The sequence below is a fragment of the Ideonella aquatica genome (assembly GCF_018069755.1).
GTDB lineage: Bacteria > Pseudomonadota > Gammaproteobacteria > Burkholderiales > Burkholderiaceae_C > Ideonella > Ideonella aquatica.
Genome location: NZ_JAGQDE010000013.1, coordinates 91,877 through 112,355 on the forward strand (window position 1 = coordinate 91,877; position 20,479 = coordinate 112,355).

Genomic DNA, 20,479 nt, shown 5'->3' on the forward strand with positions numbered 1-20,479 from the left:
CGTCACTGCCCTCCAGGTGTGTACAGCGCGGCGTCCGGCGCCAGTCCCATGGCCACGAGAAGGGCCGCCTTTTCGCGCTGGCTGGTGTCTGCCAGCCGGGCTTGCCAGTAGGGACTGAACAAGGATCCGTGCTCCTTGGCGCTGTCCGGGCGCCACAGTGAGCGGGCCGTGAAGTCGTTGGGCAGGCCGCGGCGCGGGCGCTCAAAGAAGACCCGCGCCTTGCCAATCGCGCTCAGTCGGTGGCCAGCCAGGCGCTCGGGCATCTCCGAGGAGCCAGCCACCGAGCCCGTTGTTACACCCATTCGCAGCGCATCACTGGTCACGGTGTTCGACGCAGGGCGGCTCACCACCACCACGAAGTCCAGACCCAGGCGACCGCGCTGGGACAGGGACTTGTCTCTAACGTCGTAGACATGGGGCACGCCGGTCCAGTTCTCGTGCCGGCTCGCGTCCTTGTAGGCCAACATCTGTGCGCTGCGCCGAGGTGACCAGGTATCGCCACCACCACCAACGTAGTCCGCATTTGAGCGACCCCATCCAATCGGCGTGTACAGCTTGCAGGGCCGCGGCGGCTTGCCACATAGCCCCTTGACCCACAGCTCCAAGGTGTCCTGGGACTCCCAACGCTCATAGCTCTTGAGGCGGGAGCCGCCGTCCTTGTCGAGGCCGAACAGCAGGGCATCGAAGTTCAGCCATCCCGCGCCGGGTCGCGATGCTGAGAAGCCATCGCGCGAGGCCAGCAGAACATCGGCGGCATCTCGCCGGTCGTCCCCGGTCGTGGCGTACTGCCGGGTGAAGTTCCGCCATTCCCATTCGTTGGCGGCCAAGGTCAGCGCCAGGACCGCGGGCCGACGATCGAGTTGCACCCCGGCGTCCGAGTGCTGTCCGAACTGGGCGCGGTTGGCATCGGTAATGGCCGCGGCGGCATCTTGCGCCAGCAGGCTGCCCGTGCTCCGGACCATCAGGTGACTGCCTTTGATCAGCTTCTTCTCGACTTCCAGAATGTCGACGATCTTCGTGATCGACTCGCCTAGGAGCGTATGACCCTCGTTCGCACGGTGCGCCAGCTCGTGCAACAAGCGGGCCGCGACAGCCACTTGAGGAACGAACGTACCCAACACGTCCAGTGCGTAGCCGATGTTGTCTGCCGAGTGTGAGAAGTACTGGGTCCAGCTCTCCAGGCTCAGCATCTGCACCAGGAACGCCTCGTTGGCCATCATGGCGCGGTTGTTGTAGGCCATCAGGTTGAGCAGCCGCGCTTCCACCGTGGCGCCGGCCAGCGCGGCGGCATCAGCCGCATTCACCGTCCGCTGCTTCGCCACGGTGAGTTGCGAGACGTTGAACACGCCGTACATCACGGCAGCTGCGGCCGACAGAGTGCCCAACAGCCAGATCATCGCTTGCCCGCGCTGCAGACCGCCTTTTCGCGGAGGGTGCAGACGTACGAAGCCGCTCCGAAGTGGTCCATTGCGCATGGTTCTGCCCTGTTGTGCCGGGCGCGGGCCATCAACGGCTCCGGGCGACGATCCACGCAGATTGCTCGTTCCCGCTGTCATGTCACACCATCACGGCGACTTCACCAGTTCGACGCGGCGGTTCTGCGCCCGTCCAGCGTCGGCGCGGTTGTCGGCGATCGGCTGTTCCTGTCCCCAGCCCTTGGCCGTCAGGCGGCCCGCCGCGATGCCCTGGGCCAGCAAGGCACTGCGCACCGCGTCCGCGCGCGCTTGGGACAGTCGCTTGTTCTCGGCGGCCTGGCCCACGTTGTCGGTATGGCCCTCGATCGACAGGCGCAACGACGGCGTCTGCTTGAGCCACTGCACGATGGTTTGCAGGGTCTGAGCAGCGTCTGGTGGCACCTCTGCGCTTCCAGTGGCGAAATTCAAACGAATCGTGGCAAACCCCTGGTCAGCCATCTCCTGGGCGAGCTTCCCAACCGTGACCTGCTGGACCATCGGGCTGGGTTCGATGAATGTCAGTGAATACCGCCGCGAGCCGTTGATTCGCAGCAGCACGTAGGTGGGCTCAGCCACCGACTTGCTAGGAATCTGGAAAATGTGGTGCCCTCCTTGAACATCCCGGCTAGTAGGCCCGAAGTTCGAGTTGAGCTGCACGCCGCCGAGTGACTTGGCCGCACTAAGATAATTTCTGTAGATGAACGCTGGGGAAGTGGTCTCTTTGTCATCGTTGTAGTCAATGAAAGTAACCTTACCCTCGGCTTGAAATGCCTGAGAATTCTTGCCGATCTGGCCTGCGATGCTGAAATCTTCGATTTTCACGACATCGAATCTCGGACCTGTCTTTGAGTGGACCTCAAACCCCGGAATACGAGAAAGCAGGGGGTGGTCACTGGGTTCAGGTGAAGCCGCCGCGTGGGCGGTGGAAGCAGCGAATGCGGCCCAGAGCAGCCACAGAAGCAGACGGAACATGCGCATACATTCAGACTTCAGGAGTACGACGCAGGCGAGATGCCCGGCAGCCCAGATGACGAGTGAATCCAGACACGCATCACCAGCGTCAAGTAGATGAGAAGGGTTCGGACCTTGAGTTCTTACTTATCGCCCGTCGAATCGGCAAAGCTCGACAACCCACGTGGGGTATTGGCGTCGGACTTGGCTGCCTCCTCAGCATCCCGCGCGGCCTTAATCGCATTCTTGGCGTGCCCATCCTCTCCAGCCAAACCCGCCGCCAGACCCGCCGTTTGGTTGCGGATTGTTTTGCCGAAGAGGTTGTAGACGCCGATCGATGCGATCGCGATCAGCGCCACGATGATGATGTACTCGGTCATTCCTTGGCCGTGATGGCGACCCTTCATGCTGTGTGCGGACATATTCGCTCCCTGAGGTTGATTGAGTCGAAGGTCGACGCCGACGTATCGCAGGAATGGGTATGACACACGGCTGTCGATGGCCGCCAGACTACTTCAAGACCTGCTGGCGTCAACCCCCCCTCATGGGTGATGGCCGGCTGAACTCCGACGGATTAATTTCCCCGGATCGTGGCGCCGGGAACCTCCTCGGCGTTGATTGTCAAAACCCTTGGATCGCCACGTCCCGCTATCAACGTGCCCAGCACTCCACAGGTTAAACCCGCTTGGACCGGCGCGGTGTCCGGCGCCCTGATCGGCCTGTCGCTGGCGGGACCGGCGTGGTCGGTCCTGGCCTGGCCCGCCTTGTTGCTGTGGGCGGTGGGCATCCATGGGTGCCAGGATCGTCGCCAGGAGGCCGCCTGCCTCGCATGGGGTGTCTGGGCCTGGTCCAGTGTCGGCACGGTCTGGGTGGCCACCGCGGTGCACGACGCCTCGGACGCGCGGCTGCTCTGGCAGTGGCTGACGATGCTGGTGTCAGTGGTTCACCACTCGGCCTGCGTGATGCTGCCCTGGGTGCCGCTGCGCTGGTCCATGGGGCGGGACACCACAGCGCGCCAGCGACTGGCAGCGTGGGCCATCGCCCTGGCCTCGGGTGAGACCTGGCGCCAATGGGGCTGCGCCGGGCACGGCTACGCCTCGCTGGCGGACCCTCTGTCGGCGGTGCCCGGCGCGGCGCTGCCGCTGAGCCTGGTGGGCGGGCTGGGGTTGTCGGCCATCGGTTGCGCTGCTGCCGCGGTGGCAGCCTTGGCGCTGCTGTCGCCTGACCACCGTGGACCTCGGCGCATGGCCGCGGTGGCCGCCGTGTTGCTGCCGATACTCCTCGCGCTCCCCTTGCGACCCACGCCCACCGAGACCCGCGCCCACAACGACGGGTGGCGGGTCGTGGCCCTGGCCACCCACATCGACCATGGTCAGGCGTCCAGCCGGCCTGGGCGAGATCGCCAGCTCGCGGCACTGGACCAGGCCATGCAGCTGGCTGGCGCCGGCCAGGCGGTGGTCACCCCTGAAACCTTCTTTGCCGAGCCACCCCCTCAGAGGGCGGAAGGCGTCTGGGCCGACCTGCTGCGTCAGGTCGACACCAGCGGCGTCACAGTGCTGCTGGGCATGCCACACGCGCTGCAGGACGAAACCGGCCTGCGGATCATCAACACAGCGCTGCAGCTCGCCCCCGGCAGAGCGTCGATGTATGGCAAGCGCCGACTGGTTCCCGGCGGCGAGTATCTGCCCTGGCCCTCGCTGATGGGCTGGATCGATGGGCCGGTGTTCGGCCGCACGCTCGAGGGGCCCAGTCCCGCCCCCGAGGAATTGGTGCAATCGCTGCTGGTGGCGGGACACGCCACGGGCGTGTTGATCTGCCACGAGATGTCCTTCGCTCTGGAAGCCGCCGAGCGGGCAGCCAACACCGAATGGCTGGTAGTGCTGTCCGAGGACGGCTGGATCGACCACCCGATGTATCGCCAGCAGATGGTCGCGCTGGCCCGGCTGCGCGCCATGGAGACCGGTTTGCCGCTGCTGCGGGTGGCCAACGGCGGGCCGACGCTGCTGGCCCTGCCTGACGGGCGGGTGCAGCGCATGCTGCCGCTGCGCGGCGCACGCATCCAGCCCTGGCCCGTGGTGGTCCCCGCCGGCGGCACCGCCTCGTTCTATGCGCGCAGTGCCGCCCCGCAATGGTGGCTGCTGGCGCTGTTTCCGCTGGCGCGGGCCCTGCCTGCGGCCTTCGGGCAACGGGCCCCATGGCGCCGAGGAGTCTCTGCATGAAGCCCGCATCGGCCCGGCGCCGTCAGCAAGGCGCATCGCTGGTCGAGTTCGTGATCGTCTTTCCGTTCGCCGTGCTGTTCACGCTCAGCCTGATCCAGGCGGGCTTCGTCTTCATGGCCAAGACCACGCTGAACCACGCCACCTTCATGGCGGCACGGGTGGGCGCCGTGCACAACGCCAGCCGCAGCGCCATGACCGACGCCCTGGCGCGCGGGCTCAGCCCGTTCTACCAGGACGGCTCCCGCAGGAACGACCACACCCGGCTGGCGATGGCCCTGGCCGAGGCCCAGGTGGACACCCGGCTCTTCAGCGAGTTCACCGTGTTGTCGCCCTCACCCGAGGCCTTCGCCGACTTCGGCGTGCGTGATCCCGTCCGGAAGCTCACCTACATCCCGAACGACAACCTCGCCTTCCGCAGCCAGGCCGTGCAACCCAAGTCCAAGATGAACCTGCGCGACGCCAATCTGTTGAAGATCAAGGTCGTCTATGGCTATGAGATGAAGGTCCCGCTGATGGCCGGCGTGGTCCGCCGCGTGATGTGCGGCGGTGACGCGGGTGTCGACGCCTGGGGCGACGTCAGCATCGCCGAGTCGGCCTTCGGCCTGTCCAACCCGCTGCTGTGCGCCCGCTACTACCGCCACGGCCGACTGCCCATCGAGGCCTATGCCCTGGTCGAGATGCAGTCGCCGGCCTACCAACCCTGAAGTCTTTGCAAGGATCGCTCCGTGTCCACATTCATGCCACGTTACTCCCGGTGCGGCCTGGTGGCCTTGCCGCTGACGATCGCCCTGGCCGGCTGCGGCGGTGGCGGCAATGAACTGGGTCCGGCCGATGCCGTCTGGGCGTCGCCCGATGCGGTCAAGGTCGGCGCCAAGGGCAGCTGCTTCGTGGGGATCGGCCCAACCGTCCATGTCTATGGCGGCAAGCCGCCCTACGTGCTGAAGAATGCTGCGCCCTTGGCCATGTCGCTCGATCGCGCGCGCGTCAACATGCCGGGTGAGGGCTTCACGCTGACCTTCAACGGCGTGTGTCTGTCGGACATGCCCATCACGATCGAGGATGCCGAAGGCCGGTTGCTGGCCGTGCCGATCAGCAACGCGCCGATATGACCGCCGGTCCCGGCCCATGGCTCGCGCTTGTCGTGCTGGGCCTGCTGCTCAGGCCGGCGTCAGCGCAGTGGCACTGTCGTCAGGGACGGGTCGAGCTGATCGGCGGGGGCGCCCAGGGCTGTGTCGAGTCCGCACCAACCTCCCCACCGGCATCCCCACCGAACCTCGTTGTTGCACCGACGTCGCAGCGCCAGCGTGACATCACTCGGCGCGCGATCCTGGAGAACGAGCTGCGCCAGGAGCATGCCGCGCTGGCTGCTCTGCAGCGCGATGGGCGTGCGGCGGATGCTGCCCAGCGGCGGCGCGCACAGGACAACATCGATGCCCTGCGGCGCGAACTCGCGCGGTGAGCACGCGCCCGATCGACGCCGTCGGCATCGGCGGCTGCCGCACTTTGGTCACGTACAGACGACCGTGCTACTCGGGTCGCACCACGGGCTGTCTTCGTCGCGGGCCAAAGGCTGGGGCGCAGAGGTTGCGTTTGACGATGGGGGATGCGGCGCCGCACTGGCGTTGCCCCCCGCAGCGCCGCCGCACGCCCTCAGGGCTGCAGCAGCGCATCCAGGCGGTCGATCACGCGGTCGGGGCCCGAGGCCTCGACCGGCTCGCCGTGGTTGTAGCCATAGCGCACCAGCACCACCGGGCAGCCGGCGGCGCGGGCGGCCTGGCAGTCGTTGCTGGAGTCGCCCACCATCAGCGTCTGCGCGGGCGTGGTGCCCAGCGCAGCGCAGGTGCGCAGCAGCGGCAGCGGGTCGGGCTTCTTGCGCTCGAAGGCGTCGCCGCCAAACACCACGTCGAAGTGCCCGTCCAGGCCCTTGCGCGCCAGCAGCTCGCGCGCAAATTCGCCCGGCTTGTTGGTCAGGCAGGCCAGGCGCAGGCCGCGCGCGCGCAGCGCCTGCAGGCCCTCCGGCACGCCTGGGTACACGGCCGAGTGCGCGCCGTTGATGCTGCGGTAATGGCGCTGGTAGGCGGCCCAGGCGGCCTCGTACAGCGCAGCGTCGGCGCCCACCTCGGCCAGCGTGCGGCGGATCAGGTGCTCCGAGCCCTTGCCCACCGTGCGCTCGATGAACGCGCGGCCAATCGCCGGCTGACCCAGCTCGGCCAGTGTGCGGTTCAGCGCGGCGTCGAAATCGCCCACGGTGTCCACCATCGTGCCGTCCAGGTCAACGATGGCGGCGTGCCAGGGCAGGATCGTGGGTGAGGTCATGGGCGAGTGGGCTGCAAGACGGGGTGCCCGGATTGTGCGGCGCCGCGCCCGGCCCGCGTGCGGGGTGGGGTGTTGGCTGGGGCCGGGCGCGGCGCCACAGACCTGATCTCGAGAACGCCGCAGGGCGGCGGTTGCACGATGGTTCACAGAACCGGAGACACCGCGCGCTGGTGTTGTCGCCAGAACGGGGCCTCAGGAAAGCGGGTCTCCGCCCAGGCGAATCCCCTCAGAGCGCGTTCGTTGCTCTGGTGCACGCGGCGCACGCGCGCCAGGTAATCGGCACTGTCCCAGGTGGGGCCCACGGCGCCATCCACCACGGCCGGCAACAGCGCCCGGCCCCCCTGCAGGCCGCTGTACAGCGCAAACAGCAGACCCTGCGATGCCAACGGGTTCAGCGCCAGTGCTGCATCACCCACTGCCAGCCAGCGGTGACCCGCAAAGCGGTTTTGCAGGCGCAACGCCGCGTCGTGCGCTTGCGGTGTTGCCAGCAGCTCCCCATCCACAGACGCATGGGGAAGAATGCCGCAGCGCCGCGCTTCGGCGAGCAGGGAGGCCGGTGTGCGGACATGCTCGCCCACGGCATGACGCAGCCCATGGAAGGCCAGCACGCGCAGGCCCTGGGGCAGTCGGGCGCTGTACCACCAACCCTCGGGGACGGACATCACACGGGTGCTCTGGTCGTGGTCCGACGGTGGGCTGCGCAGCCAAGCCACGGCCGCCATCAGCTCCGCCGCGCGCACACCCGGCTCACCCAGCTTGCGAACCAGCCAGGCGGCGCGACCGGTGGCATCGATGAGGAATGGCGCGCTGAGCTCTTCTTCGACCGAGCCCCGTTGCAGCCGCACACGGTGACCGTCCGCAGCGGGCGCCAGTGCCACGGCCTGACCATCGATGTGGGTGACGCCAGCCCGCGTCGCCAAGGCCAACATGGCGGCATCGAACCGGTGGCGCAACACCAGCCATCCGGGACCCTCCGGATCCCGCAGAGCATCGCGGAACCGCCATGCCGCTTCCCCCCAGGCTGATGCGTGGCCGGTGCACGGGATGTATTCGCCGGGCGACAGCAGACACGCCAGACTGGCCGCGCCCAGGGCGCGCAAGAGGCGCTGCGCCGCCGCCGGCAGGGACTCGCCCACCCGCCATCGCTCGTCCGGCGACGGCCCCAGCAGGACCACCGGGACATCTGCGCGCGCCAGCACGGTGGCCGCTGCGCAGCCCGCCGGCCCGGTGCCGATGACGACAACGCGCGGTTGCAAGGCCTCAGAGGCTACGCAACTTGATGGTGGCGAACTCGTTGCGCTGCTCATCGCTGAACCAGCCCGCTTCCGCCAATAAGCGGTCATGCGGGCCCAGCAGGGCGTAGCGCTCGGTGAACGCCCGGTGGGCGGACGCCAGCTCGGCTTCCTTCACCGCCGTGAGGTTCTCGACATAGAGCATGGCCGGCAGCCAGTCCAGGTCGTCCGGGCGGGGCCGAGCCTCCAGCACGCCCATCTCGCTGAAGTGCTCGATCATGTACACCATCTGCTCGGGCGCCGGGTTGGCGGACGGCAGTTGGCGCAGCCAGGCGGGACGGTTGTGGAAAGCTGCTATCCGTTCGTCCATCGGCTTGCTGCGGTCACACAGCGTCTGGTAGTCCGTCAGCGTCAGCACCTGGTTGGGCACCCGAGCCGGCCAGTAGGTGGGCAGGTAGGGGTCGAATTCCATGTCGTAGCCGGACCGGCAATAGGCCGTGTCGCCTTGCCAAGGCACGGCCATCCAGCGCGTGAGGTCACCAGGGCCCTGGTCATAGAGCGGACCACCCATGCGCAGCACGTCATCCTGCGTCAACTGAGGGCCGTAGGAGGGCTCGGCCAGGCCGGGCTGGCGTTCGCGGATCCGGTAGGGCGCCCGGAACAGACTGGCATGCCGGACCGGCCAGGTGAGTTCACAGCCGGGATGGAAGGCGTCGGCCAGGCAGAAATGCATGGCCGCGCGGTCCAGCATGTCCGGCCGCTCCTGCAGGGGCCAGTCATCCAGGGGGATGCCCTGGGACACCTCGGGCCGGTAGTCGCTGACGAAATGGCCCTGGACCCAGGCTGTCAGGATGTAGCCGTAATAGTCGGGCAAGCGCAGGTAGGTTTGAGCGTTCACCGCGTCGGCTTCGGTGGGATCGGTGTAGCCGAAGGTATCGCCATAGGACCACGGCCAGGCGCCGATGTCCTGCTCGTCGCCCACCACGGCGCGGAAGCTGTTGAAGATCGTGCGGCGGAGTTCCGCGTAGGGGTCGGGATACAGACTGCTGGGCGGCAGGAACGACAGCTTGCGCATCAGTGCCGGGTCCCGGAAGTTCATCGGGCCGTCGGCGCCGAACATCGACGAGAAACCCTTGTTGACCCACTGCAGATCGGTCAGGCGCTCCAGGGCGGGACGCACATGGTCCTGGAACGAGACCCGCTGCGGCAGGCTCAGCATGCCGGCCTTCGCCCAGACGGCACGCAGCAGGTCGTCCAGCGTGCGCCAGCTGGTGAGGTCGGGCGCGAAGCTCGGCGGCGCCGACAGGACCCAGGCCGGGTCGGCGTCAAAATCGCGGTCGCCAATCGTCACACGCGCATGCACCGGGCCGTCGGCGATGTCGTCGTACCAGCCGGCGGCATTGTTGAAGCTGCCCGGGTGGGCCGGGTCATAGACCGGCGTGTTGCCCGGGCTGGCCGAGACCCCCATGCCGGGAAGAACGAGCAGCCGCCCCACGCTGTCGGTGCGCAGCTCGCCGAGATACACCGAGGTGCCCTGGAAGGTGCCGGTGAGGGCGAAGCTGGCGTCGTTCATGCCGATGCCTGTGATCTTCTTGACGCCGGCATCGATGCACAGGGCGTCACGGGCTGCGCCCTGGGCCGTGGGGTTGCGCTGTGGCACGCTGATGTTGCAGGTGGCCGGCAGGTCCATGGCGGCGTTGAACTCGTACCACTGGGCCTTGCGGTTGGCCACATGCACCGACCATTCAATGCGGCTGTTGGCCGACTGCTGGATCTCGGCCACCACGTTGCCGTTCTGGTCGTAGCCATACACGCGGAACCGGGCGGCCTGCCGTTTCAGGGCGCCCCCCGCGTCGCGCGTCTGCCCCCAGGCGGTGGGTGCCGGTGCGGTGGTTTCGGGGCCGACGTAGAAGTCGCTTGCACTGTTCCCCACTCGTGCCACCCCGATGCCGGGATGGATGCGCACCTGCGTGATCCGAGCGATCTGTTCGGCGCTGAGCGCCTGGGCCTGCGGCTGCGACGGGTGGTGCGGAAATGGGCAGGCGGGGTTGCTGACCTGGGGCTCACCGGGCGCGCTGGGTTCGGTCGTCGGCTGACCGTTCTGGGTTCGCCTGAAGTCGGCGCTGAGCAGGTAGACCTGCATACGGGCCTGCGCGATCGAGCCGACAGGCGCGTTGACGGCGGGCACCCGCCCGATGTTGAAGGCCAGCCAGTCACCGTAGATGGCTTGTGCCGGTTCGGCCACGTCCTGCTGCGGCAGCGCGATGGTGGCCACGCGCACGGGCGGCGCAAGCTTGTCGTCCCACACCACGGTGGCGCGGTCCAGCGGGAAGTGCTCGTCCAGATAGGCCTCGCCGAACGACGCGGCGTCCGGCCGCACCTGCACGTACAGGTCCAGCGTGGCCGGCCCGCGCGCCATGCGGGCGCGCAGGTCGGCGGCGAGGAAATGGGGGTCATCGGTGTCCGGGTCGCCAGGAAACGTGGAGGTGCCCGGCACCAGCATGTACTTGCAAAAGCCGCTTCCAAGGCGAAATGGCACCACGCTCCAGAGGTTCGTGGCCAGCACCGACCGGATCGGCTTGGCCATGCGGTCCAGCAGCGCGTTGGTGTCGGGCGCGTGGCGCTGCACCCATTCGTCGCCCCAGCCCTCGAAGCTGGCCTTGGTGAACTCGCACATCTGGCGAGCGTTGTCGACGAAGAAGAAGGGCACGTTCTGCAGCAGCAGGTCGGCGGTGCCTGCGCCGTCGTCCGAGACCACCTTGTCGCCGGGAACATCGAACAGCTTGATGCCCACGCCGATGGTGCTTTCCCAGTCCGGTCGGCCATCTGACAGGTCCGACGAGTAGCGGACATACACCGGGTGCGAGCGCCCCGGATGGGCGAACAAGCCGTGCCGAATGGGGGCCGGAATGTCGTCGCTGAAGGTCAGGCGGCCTTGGAGGATGCCGTGGGTGCGCAGGAACACCGGGCGTCGGGCGGGGCACTGCCCCTGCGCCACACGGCGCTTGGCCGTCATGTCCACAAACATGTGGCCCAGACAGGCCACCGGGTCGTCGCAGGCGCAGGTGGCGGTGAACGACGGGTGATCGTCTTGCAGACTACGCATCGCAGGCTCCTTCCTGATGTGCCTTGGATGGGTTGCACGGAAGGCGCCACATCTGGTTCTTGTTGGCGTCACTTCCGCGGCTGCACACTAGCAGGACAGGTCGACCAGCGGTCTGGTGTTTTCCCGGCCACGCCGGATCCGGCTGGCCGCCGGTGCGAAACCGGCTCGCGGGGGCGCCGTCGATACAGCCGACGCCATGCAACCACAGCGGGGCGTGATCGTCGGTTCCGCCTGCGCCGGCTTCAGGCCAGGGCTGTTGGCGTTGGGCTTCAGGCTATAGTGCCCGCGTGTCCTTCGTCGGCGACCCCCGCCCGCCCGCCCCCACCCCCTTGCAAGCCCGCCAGCAGCGCTGGCTGGCCGAGGTGCTGGGCGTGCCGCTGCCCGCCGACCTGCCCGCCGCGCCAGCGGCCGCCCGCAGCCCCTGGGTCCCCGTCAGCATCGCCCAGTCCACCGCGTTTGACAGCGTGCTGCAGACCCGCCTGGCCCAGGGCGCCTCTGAGAAAGACGCCCGCCAGCAGGCCGCCGAGATCGCCCGCCTGGTGGCCACGCGCGAGCAGGTGGAGGCCTGGCGCGAGCGCCTGCCCGCGCTGCGCCTGGCCGACCCGGCCCGCGCCGAGCGCGCCGAGGCGCTGTTCAAGGCCTTTGACCGTGCGCTGCTGGCGCAGGATGTGTACTTTGACGCCCACGTGCCTGGCCTGCTGCCGGCCGGCACCCAGCGTCTGGACCCGACGCAGGCCAAACAGCGCTACGGCCTGGGCCCGGACATGCTGAACAACCCCGGCAACGGCTACTACGCTGCCCTCTACGAGACCACCGACCCCGCCACCGGCCAGCCCAAACTGCTGTACGTGAACCGCGGCACGGAAGGCGCGCTGAACGACATCGGCACCGATGTCGTGCAGGCCCTGGGCGGCCCATCGGCACAGTACGAGCAGGCGATGCTCAATGCAGTGCGCCTGGCCCGCGACGGTGTGGACGTGGAGTACAGCGGGCACTCGCTGGGTGGCGGCCTGGCCATGGCCCAGGCGCTGCGCACCGGCAGCCCCGCCACCACGATGAACGCGGCCGGCGTACACCCGGACACGCTGGCGCGCTACGGCGTGGACTTCAGCCATGCCGGCGAATTGATCGATGCCTACCACCTGGAGGGCGACGCCCTGAACCGCCTGCAGGATGGCGGCAAATACCTGCTGGCCGCCGGGGCCGTGGCCGGCCTGGGGGTGGCGGGCATTGCCCTGGCCCCCGCGCTGGTGGGCCTGCCCGCGGTGCAGGGCGACCGTCACGCCCTGCCTGCCGTGCACGCGCCCACGCAAGAGGGCGATCAGTACACCGCGGGCGAAGCCTACGGCACGCTGGAGTCGCTGTGGCCTGGCGCCATGCTCGAGCAGCACCGCATCACCACCATGATCCATTCGCTGGCTGCCCAGGCGCAGGCGGAGCTCCCACCGTGACCCACACCTTTGTCCGCGCCACCTGGCTGGCGCTGCTGATCATGACCAACCAAGGGGGCCATGCCATGGAACACCGACTGGGCCAGCGCAGTGCGGCCGAGGTCTTCACCGACCCGGCCGTGCGCCAGCTGGCCGACGCTGCCTGCGCCGGCCGCAGCGCCGATGTGGCCGCCGCCGTCAAGGCCGGCAGCAATCCCAACGCCGCCGGCCTGCAGGGCCTGACCCCACTGGTCTGGGCGCTGCACTGCGGCAGCACCGACGGCGTGCGCGCGCTGCTGGCTGCCGGCGCTCGGCCCGACCAGGCCATCGGCGAACTCTTCAGCTCCGCCGTGCTGGTGGCCGCCGGCCAGGACAATCCCGCACTGCTGCAGCTGCTGCTGGAGGCCGGCGCCAGCGGCGACGCCTACGACTTGCGCTCCGACCAGACCGCGCTGGGCCTGGCCCTGAGCCGCGGCATCCAGAGCGGCGACTGGCGCCACTGGCAGCTGCTGCTGCCCCGCGCCGACATCAACCAGCCCTACGACGCCACGGGCGACACCATCGCCATCCGTGCTGCCTCGCTGGGCCGCTTTGACCGCGTGCTGGAGCTGCTGGACCGCGGCTACCGCTACCGCCTGAACCACCTGGGTCGCACCCTGCAGGTGGTGGTGGTGGCCCCCAACACGCCCCTGGCCCGGGACCGCGCGCTGGTGCAGCAGCGCCTGGAGGCGCTGGGCGTGCGCTTCCCGGTGGGCGTGCTGCCGCGCGAGCCGGTGGAGCCGGCGCTGCTGGCGAAGTTGCCAGTGGCGCGGCGGTAGGGGCGGGTCTGCGCATCGTCCACGCGCCGATTCGCTGTTCGTACCGACCGTTGTGAACCCCATGGCTGGTCGGCGCCGCGTTCGCCTTCGAGCACCGTGAAACGCATCTTCGTCCCCGCCGGGTCCGGCACTGACTGGCGGCGCCTCCTGGCGCAACCCAAGCCGATGACGACTGCCGCGTCCTGGGAAGGGGCCGACGGTGCGCTGCCACCAGAGATCGCGACCGTTCTCCATCGCGCCCAAGCCGCCACGCTTGCCCACGCGTTCGACTCTCCCAGCGATCGGCGTGGAGACTTCGAACGCTTTGCCTTGGAGTTGGGAGCGCAACGCATGGACCCGAACGTCTTCTGGGTCCCGGGCTTCGACAAGCCGGCGCATTGCCTGGTGTGGTGCGACGGCGACCCAGCTTGCCGCCAAGTTCAGTGGCCCAGTGCGTTGTGACCGAGGGCGACGCGATTGGCTCCGTCGCGCAGGCTGCCGCCGCAGGTTGGGTCAGGTGATGGGGGGGCGTTGGCATGCTGGAGTTGTCGCCGATCGGCCAGGTCCGGCCCTCGCCGACAGGCAGCTTTCTGGATGCACACCGAGTCGGGGCTCAGCGGGTGTCTGTGCTGCCGGCGGCTGCAGCGCCGGCAGCAGATCTGCCAGCTGTCGAATGCGTCAGCGGTAGTCGTGTTCGTGCTGGTCCCTCGCGGCGAGCAATACGACATCAACCTCGCGAATCGCGAACAAAACGACGCACCCGCCTTGGCCGAAAGGAATGATCAGTTCCCGGAACTCGCGGTGCGCCTCAGATCGACGACAGGTGTGCGGCGCAAAGGAGAGGATTCCCATCGCGCGCTCCACCGCGTCGCGGAACCGAAAGAGACACGTGTCATCTGGTGCGTTGCTCGCCGGCTCGCGCTGCACGATGTGTTCCTCGAGGCGCTCGATGTCGTCCTGGAACGTGACGGTCGGAACAACTCGAAACCGGCTGCTCACCCGGTGGCCCGCTTGTTCCTGGCCGCCGCAGCCTCACGGATGCGCTGTTGTGCAGCCTTTGCACGCTGCGCCATGCCTGCCAAGAAGTCCTCGGCTGTCAACAGGCCTACGCCCTTGTCAGCGCTGCGCAATGCCTTCTTCGCCCGGGCGACGGCAGCGTTCTGCTCGGCGCGGAACTCCGCCTCGCGGCAAACCGCGCCCTCGATGAACTGCGTCAGCGATTCGCCCTCCCGCAGCACAGCCTCGAGGCTGGCCTTCGTCTCGGGCGCGACACGGATGGGAGGCAATGTGGCGGAGCGACTCATGGAAAAAGTGTATAGCATTTGTATTGCATCCACGCACCAAGCCCATAAGGTCGCGCCAGGTTCTTTAGCAGACCGCGCGGACGCCCGGAACGCGGCGCGCTGACAGGTGATCTCCGCGGCGCGGGCTCCTTCGACCGGTCTGGTGCGGGTCCGATGGTCGGCTACGCGGTAACCCGATCGGGATGGCGACGACTCCTGAGGGTCGACACCTGCCTGCCGGCTTCACGCAGCAATCGTCCGGACACAGGCGTCGTCACGGTACGAGCGCATCGCCACGCCAGGCAGCGCCCCCGCCTGTGTCGCCACTCCCGCGCTGGCTGCGCACTGCCAGCCAGGCCTTGGTGACCGTTCAGGCAATGGCTTCGATGATGAATGCATGGGCCGTCTGGCCGCCTCGCTGCGCGGGCATCGCGATACGGGACGTCAGTTCCTCGCCGACGCGGATGGCCGTCGTGGACATGCTCGGCGCCAGGTGATCGATCGCATGAGACCCATCCCTCAGTCCGCCTCCTCCCCTGTCTCCGTCCCCCCACTGATCTCCCCCACCAGCTCCGCCAGCACCCCCCGCCCGCTCTCCAGCAGGAAGTAGCGGAAGGCCTCGGCCGCCGGTGACAGCTCGGTGCCGCTGCTGCGCACCAGGTGCCAGCGGCGCAGCAGCGGCAGGTCTTCCATCGCGGGCGTGGCGATCAGGCCGTGCTGCAGTTCCAGCGCCACGGTGTGGCGCGACAGCAGGCTCACGCCCAGGCCGGCCATCACGGCCTGCTTGATGGCTTCGTCGCTGGGGATCTCCATCAGCGACACCGGCTGCACGTGGTGGGCGCGCAGGAATTCTTCCATCGCGGCGCGGGTGCCCGAGCCGGCTTCGCGCACGATCAGCGTTTCGCGCGCCAGCGCGGCCACCGGCACATGGGCCAGCGCGGTGAACGGGTGGTCGGGCGCGGTGACCAGCACCTGCGGGTGCATCGCAAAGGGCTCGGCGCGGTTGGGCCAGTCGGCGGGGGCGCGGCCCATCACGGCCATGTCCACCTCGCGCGCCTGCATCGCAGCGACCAGCTGGGCGCGGTTGCCCAGGCGCAGCGTGACCTGCACGCCCGGGTGCTCGGCGCGAAAGCGCGCCAGCAGCGTGGGCAGGAAGTACTTGGCCGGGCCCAGCATGCCGATGCTCAGGCGGCCCGATGCCACCTGCTTGTAGCGCGCCATCAGGTCCTGGGTTTCCTTCAGCAGCGCCAGCATGCGCCGGGCCTGCATCAGGAACTGCTCGCCGGCCATGGACAGGCTCAGGCCGCGGCCCTGGCGGTCAAACAGGCGCAGGCCCACCTGCGACTCGATCTCGCGCAGCTGCATCGACACCGCCTGCGGCGTCAGGTGCAGCACGTCGGACGCGCGCTGCACGCTGTTGTGGCGCGCCACCTCGGTGAACACGCGCAGCTGTCTGAAAGTGATATTCATCAATCTCGCCCCGACACCTCAGCCGCACCTTACGTGATCGACAAAAAGTTCTGACTGTTTCTTTCGCAAGCCTGTTCCTACAGTGGGGTCACCCACCCACCCGAGAACAGCTGAAGGAGACACCCCATGAACAGCCCTGTGGACGCCGGCCTGGTGGCCGAGGCCACCCAGATCGTCGACGCCAAGAAGCGCTACAGCGCGGGTGTCCTGAAGTACCGCCAGATGGGCTACTGGGTGCCCGACTACGTGCCCAAGGACACCGACACCATCTGCCTGTTCCGCATCACGCCGCAGGACGGCGTGGACCCGGTGGAAGCCGGCGCCGCCGTGGCCGGCGAGAGCAGCACCGCCACCTGGACCGTGGTCTGGACCGACCGCCTCACTGCCTGCGAGAACTACCGCGCCAAGTGCTACAAGGTCGAGCCGGTGCCGGGCCGGCCGGGCGAGTATTTCGCCTGGGTGGCCTACGACATCATCCTCTTCGAGGAGGGCTCGATCGCCAACATGACGGCCAGCCTGATCGGCAACGTCTTCAGCTTCAAGCCGCTGAAGGCCGCACGGCTGGAGGACATCCGCATCCCGGTGGCCTACGTCAAGACCTTCAAGGGCCCGCCCACCGGCCTGATCGTCGAGCGCGAGCGCCTGGACAAGTTCGGCCGCCCGCTGCTGGGTGCCACCACCAAGCCCAAGCTGGGCCTGTCGGCGCGCAACTACGGCCGCGTCATCTACGAGGGCCTGAAGGGCGGCCTGGACTTCATGAAGGACGACGAGAACATCAACTCGCAGCCCTTCATGCACTGGCGCGACCGCTTCCTGTACGTGATGGACGGCGTCAACAAGGCCAGCGCCGCCACCGGCGAGGTCAAGGGCAGCTACCTCAACGTCACCGCCGGCACGATGGAGGCCATCTACGAGCGCGCCGAGTTCGCCAAGAGCCTGGGCAGCGTGATCGTGATGATCGACCTGATCGTCGGCTGGCCCTGCATCCAGAGCCTGGGCGAATGGTGCCGCCGCAACGACATGATCCTGCACCTGCACCGCGCCGGCCACGGCACCTACACGCGCCAGAAGAGCCACGGCGTGAGCTTCCGCGTGATCGCCAAGTGGCTGCGCCTGGCTGGTGTGGACCACATGCACACCGGCACCGCGGTGGGCAAGCTCGAGGGCGACCCGCTGACCGTGCAGGGCTACTACAACGTCTGCCGCGATGCCTACACCCGCACTGATCTGCCGCGCGGCATCTACTTCGACCAGGACTGGTGCGACCTGAAGAAGGTGATGCCGGTGGCCTCGGGCGGCATCCATGCCGGTCAGATGCACCAGCTGCTGCACCTGTTCGGCGACGACGTGGTGCTGCAGTTCGGCGGCGGCACCATCGGTCACCCGGCCGGCATCCAGGCCGGCGGCGTGGCCAACCGCGTGGCGCTGGAAGCCATGGTCAAGGCCCGCAACGAGGGCAAGGACATCATCAATGAAGGCCCCGAAATCCTGCGCAACGCCGCGCGCTTCTGCACACCGCTGAAGCAGGCCCTGGATACCTGGGGCGACATCAGCTTCAACTACACCCCCACCGACACCAGCGATTACGCGGTCACGCCGGCCGTGGCCTGAGCCCGCACCTAGGAGACACCCACCATGATGACCAACCCCGCCGGCCGCGTGACCCAGGGCCAGTTCAGCTTTCTGCCCGACCTGAGCGACGCCGAGATCACCCAGCAGATCGCCTACGGCCTGTCCAAGGGCTACGCCTGGAGCGTGGAATACACCGACGACCCGCACCCGCGCAACACCTACTGGGAGATGTTCGGCATGCCGATGTTCGACCTGGAGGATGCGGCCGGCGTGATGATGGAACTCAAGGCCTGCCGCGAGACCTTCCCCCAGCACTACATCCGCCTGATGGCTTTTGATTCCACCCGCGGCATCGAGTCGATCGCGATGAGCTTCATCGTCAACCGGCCCAGCACCGAGCCCGGCTTCGGCATCGTGCGACAGGAGGCCGATGGGCGCTCGATGCGCTACACCGTTCACTCCTACGCCACCGACCGGCCCGAGGCCGAGCGCTACGCGGGCTGAGGACGGTAGTCATGAATGCTCCGCTGTACCGCATCCCTGGGGCCACACTGGCGCCTGCCAGTGCAGCCGATGACCCGACGGCCCCGCCCCCGCGCACCGTCGGCGAGGTACTGGCGCACAGCGGCATCGAATCCGTGCTGGACGAGCTGGACCATGACCTGGTCGGCCTGGTGCCGGTCAAATCCCGCATCCGCGACATCGCCGCGCTGCTGGTGATCGACCGGCTGCGCGCCCAGCACGGGCTGGCGGCGCAGCCGCCGTCGCTGCACATGTGCTTCACCGGCAACCCCGGCACCGGCAAGACCACGGTGGCGCTGCGCATGGCCGAGATCCTGCACCGGCTGGGCTATGTGCGCCGGCCGCAGGTGGTGAGTGTCACCCGCGACGACCTGGTGGGCCAGTACATCGGCCACACCGCGCCCAAGACCAAGGAGGTGCTGAAGAAAGCCATGGGCGGCGTGCTCTTCATCGACGAGGCCTACTACCTGTACCGCCCCGAGAACGAGCGCGACTACGGCCAGGAAGCGATCGAGATCCTGCTGCAGGTGATGGAGAACCAGCGCGACGACCTGGTGGTCATCCTGGCCGGCTACGAGGACCGGATGAACACCTTCTTCCAGAGCAACCCCGGCATGAGCTCGCGCATCGCCCACCACCTGGCCTTCCCCGACTACTCGGTGGAGGAGCTGCTGCAGATTGCCGACCGCATGCTCAGCCAGTCGCACTACCGCTTTGGCGACGGCGCGCCCGAAGCCTTCGAGGCCTACCTGCGCCGGCGCGTGCAGCAGCCGCACTTTGCCAATGCGCGCAGCGTGCGCAATGCGCTGGACCGCTCGCGTCTGCGCCAGGCCAGCCGCCTGTACGCCGACCGCGAGCGGGTGCTGGACGCCACCGAGCTGTCCACCATCGCCGACGTCGACATCCTGGCCAGCCGGGTGTTTGCCGCGGGCTGACCTGTCAGCTGAGCCAGCGCGCCGCCCAGTCGCCGCCCCAGGTCCAGGCCCACGCCACCAGGCCAGCCGTGACCAGCACCGCCAGCGCGGCGCCGGCCAGGCCCAGCGCCACCGCCAGCCCGTCGCGGAACACCAGGCCCAGGCCGATCAGCACCAGCGCCAGCGAGGGCAGCAGGTTGCCGAACGGAATGGGCAGCAGCACGATCAGCGCCATCAGGCCCACCACCGCCGCCAGCGCCGGGTGCCAGCGCGCGGCGGTGAGTGTGTCCAGCCGCTGCCGCGCATGGCGGCCGGCCAGCGCATAGGCGGTGGCCAGCCCATGCAGCACGCGGCGCGCCCAGGGGCCGGGCAGCTCCAGCGCCGCCACGCGCGGCGGCAGGCCTTCGCCCTGGCCGCGCCACATGGCCAGCGACAGCGCGGCCATGCCCAGGCTCAGCACCGTGCCCACGCCCGGTACCGGCAGCAGACAGGGCATGGCCAGCAGCATCAGCAGCGCGCCCTGGGCCTCGGGGCCGTGGGCCTGGGCCAGCGTCTGCATCGTCACCCGCTCGCGCCCCAGCGACTCGGCGGCGTCGCGCAGGCGCTGCGCGATCGGCGGCGTCATGCCGCGCTGCCCGCCACCAGCGTGGGCGCGCGCCGCCGCCACAGCGCGATCAGCCCGTGCAGGCCCGCGCCCAGCAGCACCAGCAGCAGGCTGACCAAGCCCCACAGCACCCAGCTCAGCACCGTCAGCCCGGTGGCCAACGCTGGCGCGGCCGACAGCGTGGCGTCCACCCAGGGGCCCAGCCAGGCCACCAGGTCGCCCAGCGCGCCCACCACATCCAGCGGCACCCAGTCGGCCAGCCAGGCGGGCAGCGACAGCAGGCTGCCTGGTTCGGTGCCGCCGGTCAGGGCCCCGGCGCTGTTCAGGCTCCAGGTGGCCAGCGCATGCACGGCCCAGACGAGCAAGGACCAGCCGACGAAAACGGCGGCGACCAGAGACCAACTGAGGGCGTAGACCATGGTGTGTGCGGGAGGCGACAGTAGGACTCCAGCAGTGTGGGGGCGCCGCAGCGCGGTACAAGCCAGGCCGCGCCTGAGCATGGCTTCGGTTTTTCCGCAGCGCGCCGCCGCCGGTTTTTTCGAAGCCCCTGCGCGGAAAAGCCTGCTGGATCCGGCCCCCGGCCACCACCACATTCCAGCCGTCCGGCGA

At 68.6% G+C, this 20,479-nt stretch carries 22 protein-coding genes; 10 read left to right on the forward strand and 12 right to left on the reverse strand.

Translation table 11 applies throughout. The features are described from left to right. Positions 1-2 precede the first annotated feature (2 nt). The 3 genes from KAK06_RS15245 to KAK06_RS15255 all read right to left on the reverse strand — a co-directional run bounded on the left by KAK06_RS15245 (position 3) and on the right by KAK06_RS15255 (position 2,785). Positions 3-1,397, reverse strand: coding sequence for a pilus assembly protein TadG-related protein (locus tag KAK06_RS15245; protein ID WP_210802981.1), 1,395 nt, complete (start codon positions 1,395-1,397; stop codon positions 3-5). Between the two features lie 168 nt (positions 1,398-1,565). Beyond that, positions 1,566-2,426: an OmpA family protein gene (locus KAK06_RS15250; protein ID WP_210802982.1), complete on the reverse strand. Its 861-nt coding sequence runs from the start codon at positions 2,424-2,426 to the stop codon at positions 1,566-1,568. Positions 2,427-2,548: 122 nt separating this feature from the next. Further along, positions 2,549-2,785 (reverse strand): pilus assembly protein, encoded by a 237-nt coding sequence (locus KAK06_RS15255; RefSeq protein WP_247664499.1) that lies wholly within the window; start codon positions 2,783-2,785, stop codon positions 2,549-2,551. 318 nt (positions 2,786-3,103) lie between these two features. On the opposite strand from KAK06_RS15255, the gene lnt reads away from it, so the two are divergent. From lnt to KAK06_RS15275, 4 genes are read left to right on the forward strand one after another with little or no spacing between them, the layout of a single operon-like run. Then, positions 3,104-4,624, forward strand: a complete 1,521-nt coding sequence (gene lnt / locus KAK06_RS15260) for an apolipoprotein N-acyltransferase (protein WP_210802984.1) — start codon at positions 3,104-3,106, stop codon at positions 4,622-4,624. Beyond that, positions 4,621-5,328: a TadE/TadG family type IV pilus assembly protein gene (locus tag KAK06_RS15265; RefSeq protein ID WP_210802985.1), complete on the forward strand. Its 708-nt coding sequence runs from the start codon at positions 4,621-4,623 to the stop codon at positions 5,326-5,328. The genes lnt and KAK06_RS15265 overlap by 4 nt, the downstream gene beginning before the upstream one ends. Before the next feature lie 33 nt (positions 5,329-5,361). Beyond that, positions 5,362-5,733 (forward strand): hypothetical protein, encoded by a 372-nt coding sequence (locus tag KAK06_RS15270; protein ID WP_210802986.1) that lies wholly within the window; start codon positions 5,362-5,364, stop codon positions 5,731-5,733. Beyond that, positions 5,730-6,083 (forward strand): hypothetical protein, encoded by a 354-nt coding sequence (locus KAK06_RS15275; protein ID WP_210802987.1) that lies wholly within the window; start codon positions 5,730-5,732, stop codon positions 6,081-6,083. The genes KAK06_RS15270 and KAK06_RS15275 overlap by 4 nt, the downstream gene beginning before the upstream one ends. A 191-nt stretch (positions 6,084-6,274) precedes the next feature. Here KAK06_RS15275 and KAK06_RS15280 read toward each other — a convergent pair whose 3' ends face one another. From KAK06_RS15280 to KAK06_RS15290, 3 genes are all read right to left on the reverse strand, one after another. Next, positions 6,275-6,940, reverse strand: a complete 666-nt coding sequence (locus KAK06_RS15280) for a phosphoglycolate phosphatase (RefSeq protein ID WP_210802988.1) — start codon at positions 6,938-6,940, stop codon at positions 6,275-6,277. Between the two features lie 143 nt (positions 6,941-7,083). Next, positions 7,084-8,196, reverse strand: coding sequence for an NAD(P)/FAD-dependent oxidoreductase (locus tag KAK06_RS15285; protein WP_210802989.1), 1,113 nt, complete (start codon positions 8,194-8,196; stop codon positions 7,084-7,086). A gap of 4 nt (positions 8,197-8,200) precedes the next feature. Further along, on the reverse strand, positions 8,201-11,278 hold the full coding sequence (locus KAK06_RS15290) for a LodA/GoxA family CTQ-dependent oxidase (protein ID WP_210802990.1): 3,078 nt from the start codon (positions 11,276-11,278) through the stop codon (positions 8,201-8,203). A 287-nt stretch (positions 11,279-11,565) separates the two neighbouring features. Between KAK06_RS15290 and KAK06_RS15295 the strand changes: the two genes are divergently transcribed. From KAK06_RS15295 to KAK06_RS15305, 3 genes are all read left to right on the forward strand, one after another. Then, positions 11,566-12,729 carry a Tle-like phospholipase domain-containing protein gene (locus KAK06_RS15295; RefSeq protein ID WP_210802991.1) on the forward strand — a complete coding sequence of 388 codons (1,164 nt, stop codon included), beginning with the start codon at positions 11,566-11,568 and terminating at the stop codon, positions 12,727-12,729. Next, positions 12,726-13,526: an ankyrin repeat domain-containing protein gene (locus KAK06_RS15300; protein WP_210802992.1), complete on the forward strand. Its 801-nt coding sequence runs from the start codon at positions 12,726-12,728 to the stop codon at positions 13,524-13,526. The genes KAK06_RS15295 and KAK06_RS15300 overlap by 4 nt, the downstream gene beginning before the upstream one ends. Before the next feature lie 96 nt (positions 13,527-13,622). Further along, the gene (locus KAK06_RS15305) at positions 13,623-13,967 is read left to right on the forward strand and encodes a hypothetical protein (RefSeq protein WP_210802993.1); all 345 of its coding nucleotides are present in this window, start codon (positions 13,623-13,625) and stop codon (positions 13,965-13,967) included. A gap of 216 nt (positions 13,968-14,183) precedes the next feature. Here the strand turns inward: KAK06_RS15305 and KAK06_RS15310 are convergent, their stop codons facing one another. The 4 genes from KAK06_RS15310 to KAK06_RS15320 all read right to left on the reverse strand — a co-directional run bounded on the left by KAK06_RS15310 (position 14,184) and on the right by KAK06_RS15320 (position 16,258). Then, the gene (locus KAK06_RS15310; RefSeq protein ID WP_210802994.1) at positions 14,184-14,504 is read right to left on the reverse strand and encodes a hypothetical protein; all 321 of its coding nucleotides are present in this window, start codon (positions 14,502-14,504) and stop codon (positions 14,184-14,186) included. After that, on the reverse strand, positions 14,501-14,809 hold the full coding sequence (locus KAK06_RS15315) for a YlcI/YnfO family protein (protein WP_210802995.1): 309 nt from the start codon (positions 14,807-14,809) through the stop codon (positions 14,501-14,503). The genes KAK06_RS15310 and KAK06_RS15315 overlap by 4 nt, the downstream gene beginning before the upstream one ends. Before the next feature lie 349 nt (positions 14,810-15,158). Continuing rightward, positions 15,159-15,269 carry a YlcI/YnfO family protein gene (locus KAK06_RS24695; RefSeq protein WP_510604442.1) on the reverse strand — a complete coding sequence of 37 codons (111 nt, stop codon included), beginning with the start codon at positions 15,267-15,269 and terminating at the stop codon, positions 15,159-15,161. A 38-nt stretch (positions 15,270-15,307) separates the two neighbouring features. Beyond that, positions 15,308-16,258 carry a LysR substrate-binding domain-containing protein gene (locus KAK06_RS15320; RefSeq protein ID WP_210802996.1) on the reverse strand — a complete coding sequence of 317 codons (951 nt, stop codon included), beginning with the start codon at positions 16,256-16,258 and terminating at the stop codon, positions 15,308-15,310. A gap of 126 nt (positions 16,259-16,384) precedes the next feature. On the opposite strand from KAK06_RS15320, the gene KAK06_RS15325 reads away from it, so the two are divergent. From KAK06_RS15325 to cbbX, 3 genes are read left to right on the forward strand one after another with little or no spacing between them, the layout of a single operon-like run. Further along, on the forward strand, positions 16,385-17,869 hold the full coding sequence (locus tag KAK06_RS15325; protein WP_210802997.1) for a form I ribulose bisphosphate carboxylase large subunit: 1,485 nt from the start codon (positions 16,385-16,387) through the stop codon (positions 17,867-17,869). Between the two features lie 24 nt (positions 17,870-17,893). Further along, positions 17,894-18,334, forward strand: a complete 441-nt coding sequence (locus tag KAK06_RS15330; RefSeq protein WP_210802998.1) for a ribulose bisphosphate carboxylase small subunit — start codon at positions 17,894-17,896, stop codon at positions 18,332-18,334. 11 nt (positions 18,335-18,345) lie between these two features. Continuing rightward, complete coding sequence (gene cbbX, locus KAK06_RS15335; RefSeq protein ID WP_210802999.1) at positions 18,346-19,287, forward strand: CbbX protein; 942 nt, start codon at positions 18,346-18,348, stop codon at positions 19,285-19,287. Between the two features lie 4 nt (positions 19,288-19,291). Here cbbX and KAK06_RS15340 read toward each other — a convergent pair whose 3' ends face one another. Both KAK06_RS15340 and KAK06_RS15345 read right to left on the reverse strand, forming a co-directional pair. Continuing rightward, positions 19,292-19,891 carry an exopolysaccharide biosynthesis protein gene (locus tag KAK06_RS15340; RefSeq protein WP_210803000.1) on the reverse strand — a complete coding sequence of 200 codons (600 nt, stop codon included), beginning with the start codon at positions 19,889-19,891 and terminating at the stop codon, positions 19,292-19,294. Continuing rightward, positions 19,888-20,289, reverse strand: a complete 402-nt coding sequence (locus tag KAK06_RS15345; protein WP_210803001.1) for a hypothetical protein — start codon at positions 20,287-20,289, stop codon at positions 19,888-19,890. The genes KAK06_RS15340 and KAK06_RS15345 overlap by 4 nt, the downstream gene beginning before the upstream one ends. Positions 20,290-20,479 lie beyond the last annotated feature (190 nt).

What these genes read in the sequence shown, in the direction of transcription:
- KAK06_RS15245 (WP_210802981.1), bottom strand. Translation starts at nt 1,397, where the DNA reads ATGATCTGGCTGTTGGGCACTCTGTCGGCCGCAGCTGCCGTGATGTAC.
- KAK06_RS15250 (WP_210802982.1), bottom strand. Translation starts at nt 2,426, where the DNA reads ATGTTCCGTCTGCTTCTGTGGCTGCTCTGGGCCGCATTCGCTGCTTCC.
- KAK06_RS15255 (WP_247664499.1), bottom strand. Translation starts at nt 2,785, where the DNA reads ATGACCGAGTACATCATCATCGTGGCGCTGATCGCGATCGCATCGATC.
- KAK06_RS15265 (WP_210802985.1), top strand. Translation starts at nt 4,621, where the DNA reads ATGAAGCCCGCATCGGCCCGGCGCCGTCAGCAAGGCGCATCGCTGGTC.
- KAK06_RS15270 (WP_210802986.1), top strand. Translation starts at nt 5,362, where the DNA reads ATGCCACGTTACTCCCGGTGCGGCCTGGTGGCCTTGCCGCTGACGATC.
- KAK06_RS15275 (WP_210802987.1), top strand. Translation starts at nt 5,730, where the DNA reads ATGACCGCCGGTCCCGGCCCATGGCTCGCGCTTGTCGTGCTGGGCCTG.
- KAK06_RS15280 (WP_210802988.1), bottom strand. Translation starts at nt 6,940, where the DNA reads ATGACCTCACCCACGATCCTGCCCTGGCACGCCGCCATCGTTGACCTG.
- KAK06_RS15290 (WP_210802990.1), bottom strand. Translation starts at nt 11,278, where the DNA reads ATGCGTAGTCTGCAAGACGATCACCCGTCGTTCACCGCCACCTGCGCC.
- KAK06_RS15315 (WP_210802995.1), bottom strand. Translation starts at nt 14,809, where the DNA reads ATGAGTCGCTCCGCCACATTGCCTCCCATCCGTGTCGCGCCCGAGACG.
- KAK06_RS24695 (WP_510604442.1), bottom strand. Translation starts at nt 15,269, where the DNA reads ATGTCCACGACGGCCATCCGCGTCGGCGAGGAACTGACGTCCCGTATC.
- KAK06_RS15320 (WP_210802996.1), bottom strand. Translation starts at nt 16,258, where the DNA reads ATGAATATCACTTTCAGACAGCTGCGCGTGTTCACCGAGGTGGCGCGC.
- KAK06_RS15325 (WP_210802997.1), top strand. Translation starts at nt 16,385, where the DNA reads ATGAACAGCCCTGTGGACGCCGGCCTGGTGGCCGAGGCCACCCAGATC.
- KAK06_RS15330 (WP_210802998.1), top strand. Translation starts at nt 17,894, where the DNA reads ATGATGACCAACCCCGCCGGCCGCGTGACCCAGGGCCAGTTCAGCTTT.
- cbbX (WP_210802999.1), top strand. Translation starts at nt 18,346, where the DNA reads ATGAATGCTCCGCTGTACCGCATCCCTGGGGCCACACTGGCGCCTGCC.
- KAK06_RS15340 (WP_210803000.1), bottom strand. Translation starts at nt 19,891, where the DNA reads ATGACGCCGCCGATCGCGCAGCGCCTGCGCGACGCCGCCGAGTCGCTG.
- KAK06_RS15345 (WP_210803001.1), bottom strand. Translation starts at nt 20,289, where the DNA reads ATGGTCTACGCCCTCAGTTGGTCTCTGGTCGCCGCCGTTTTCGTCGGC.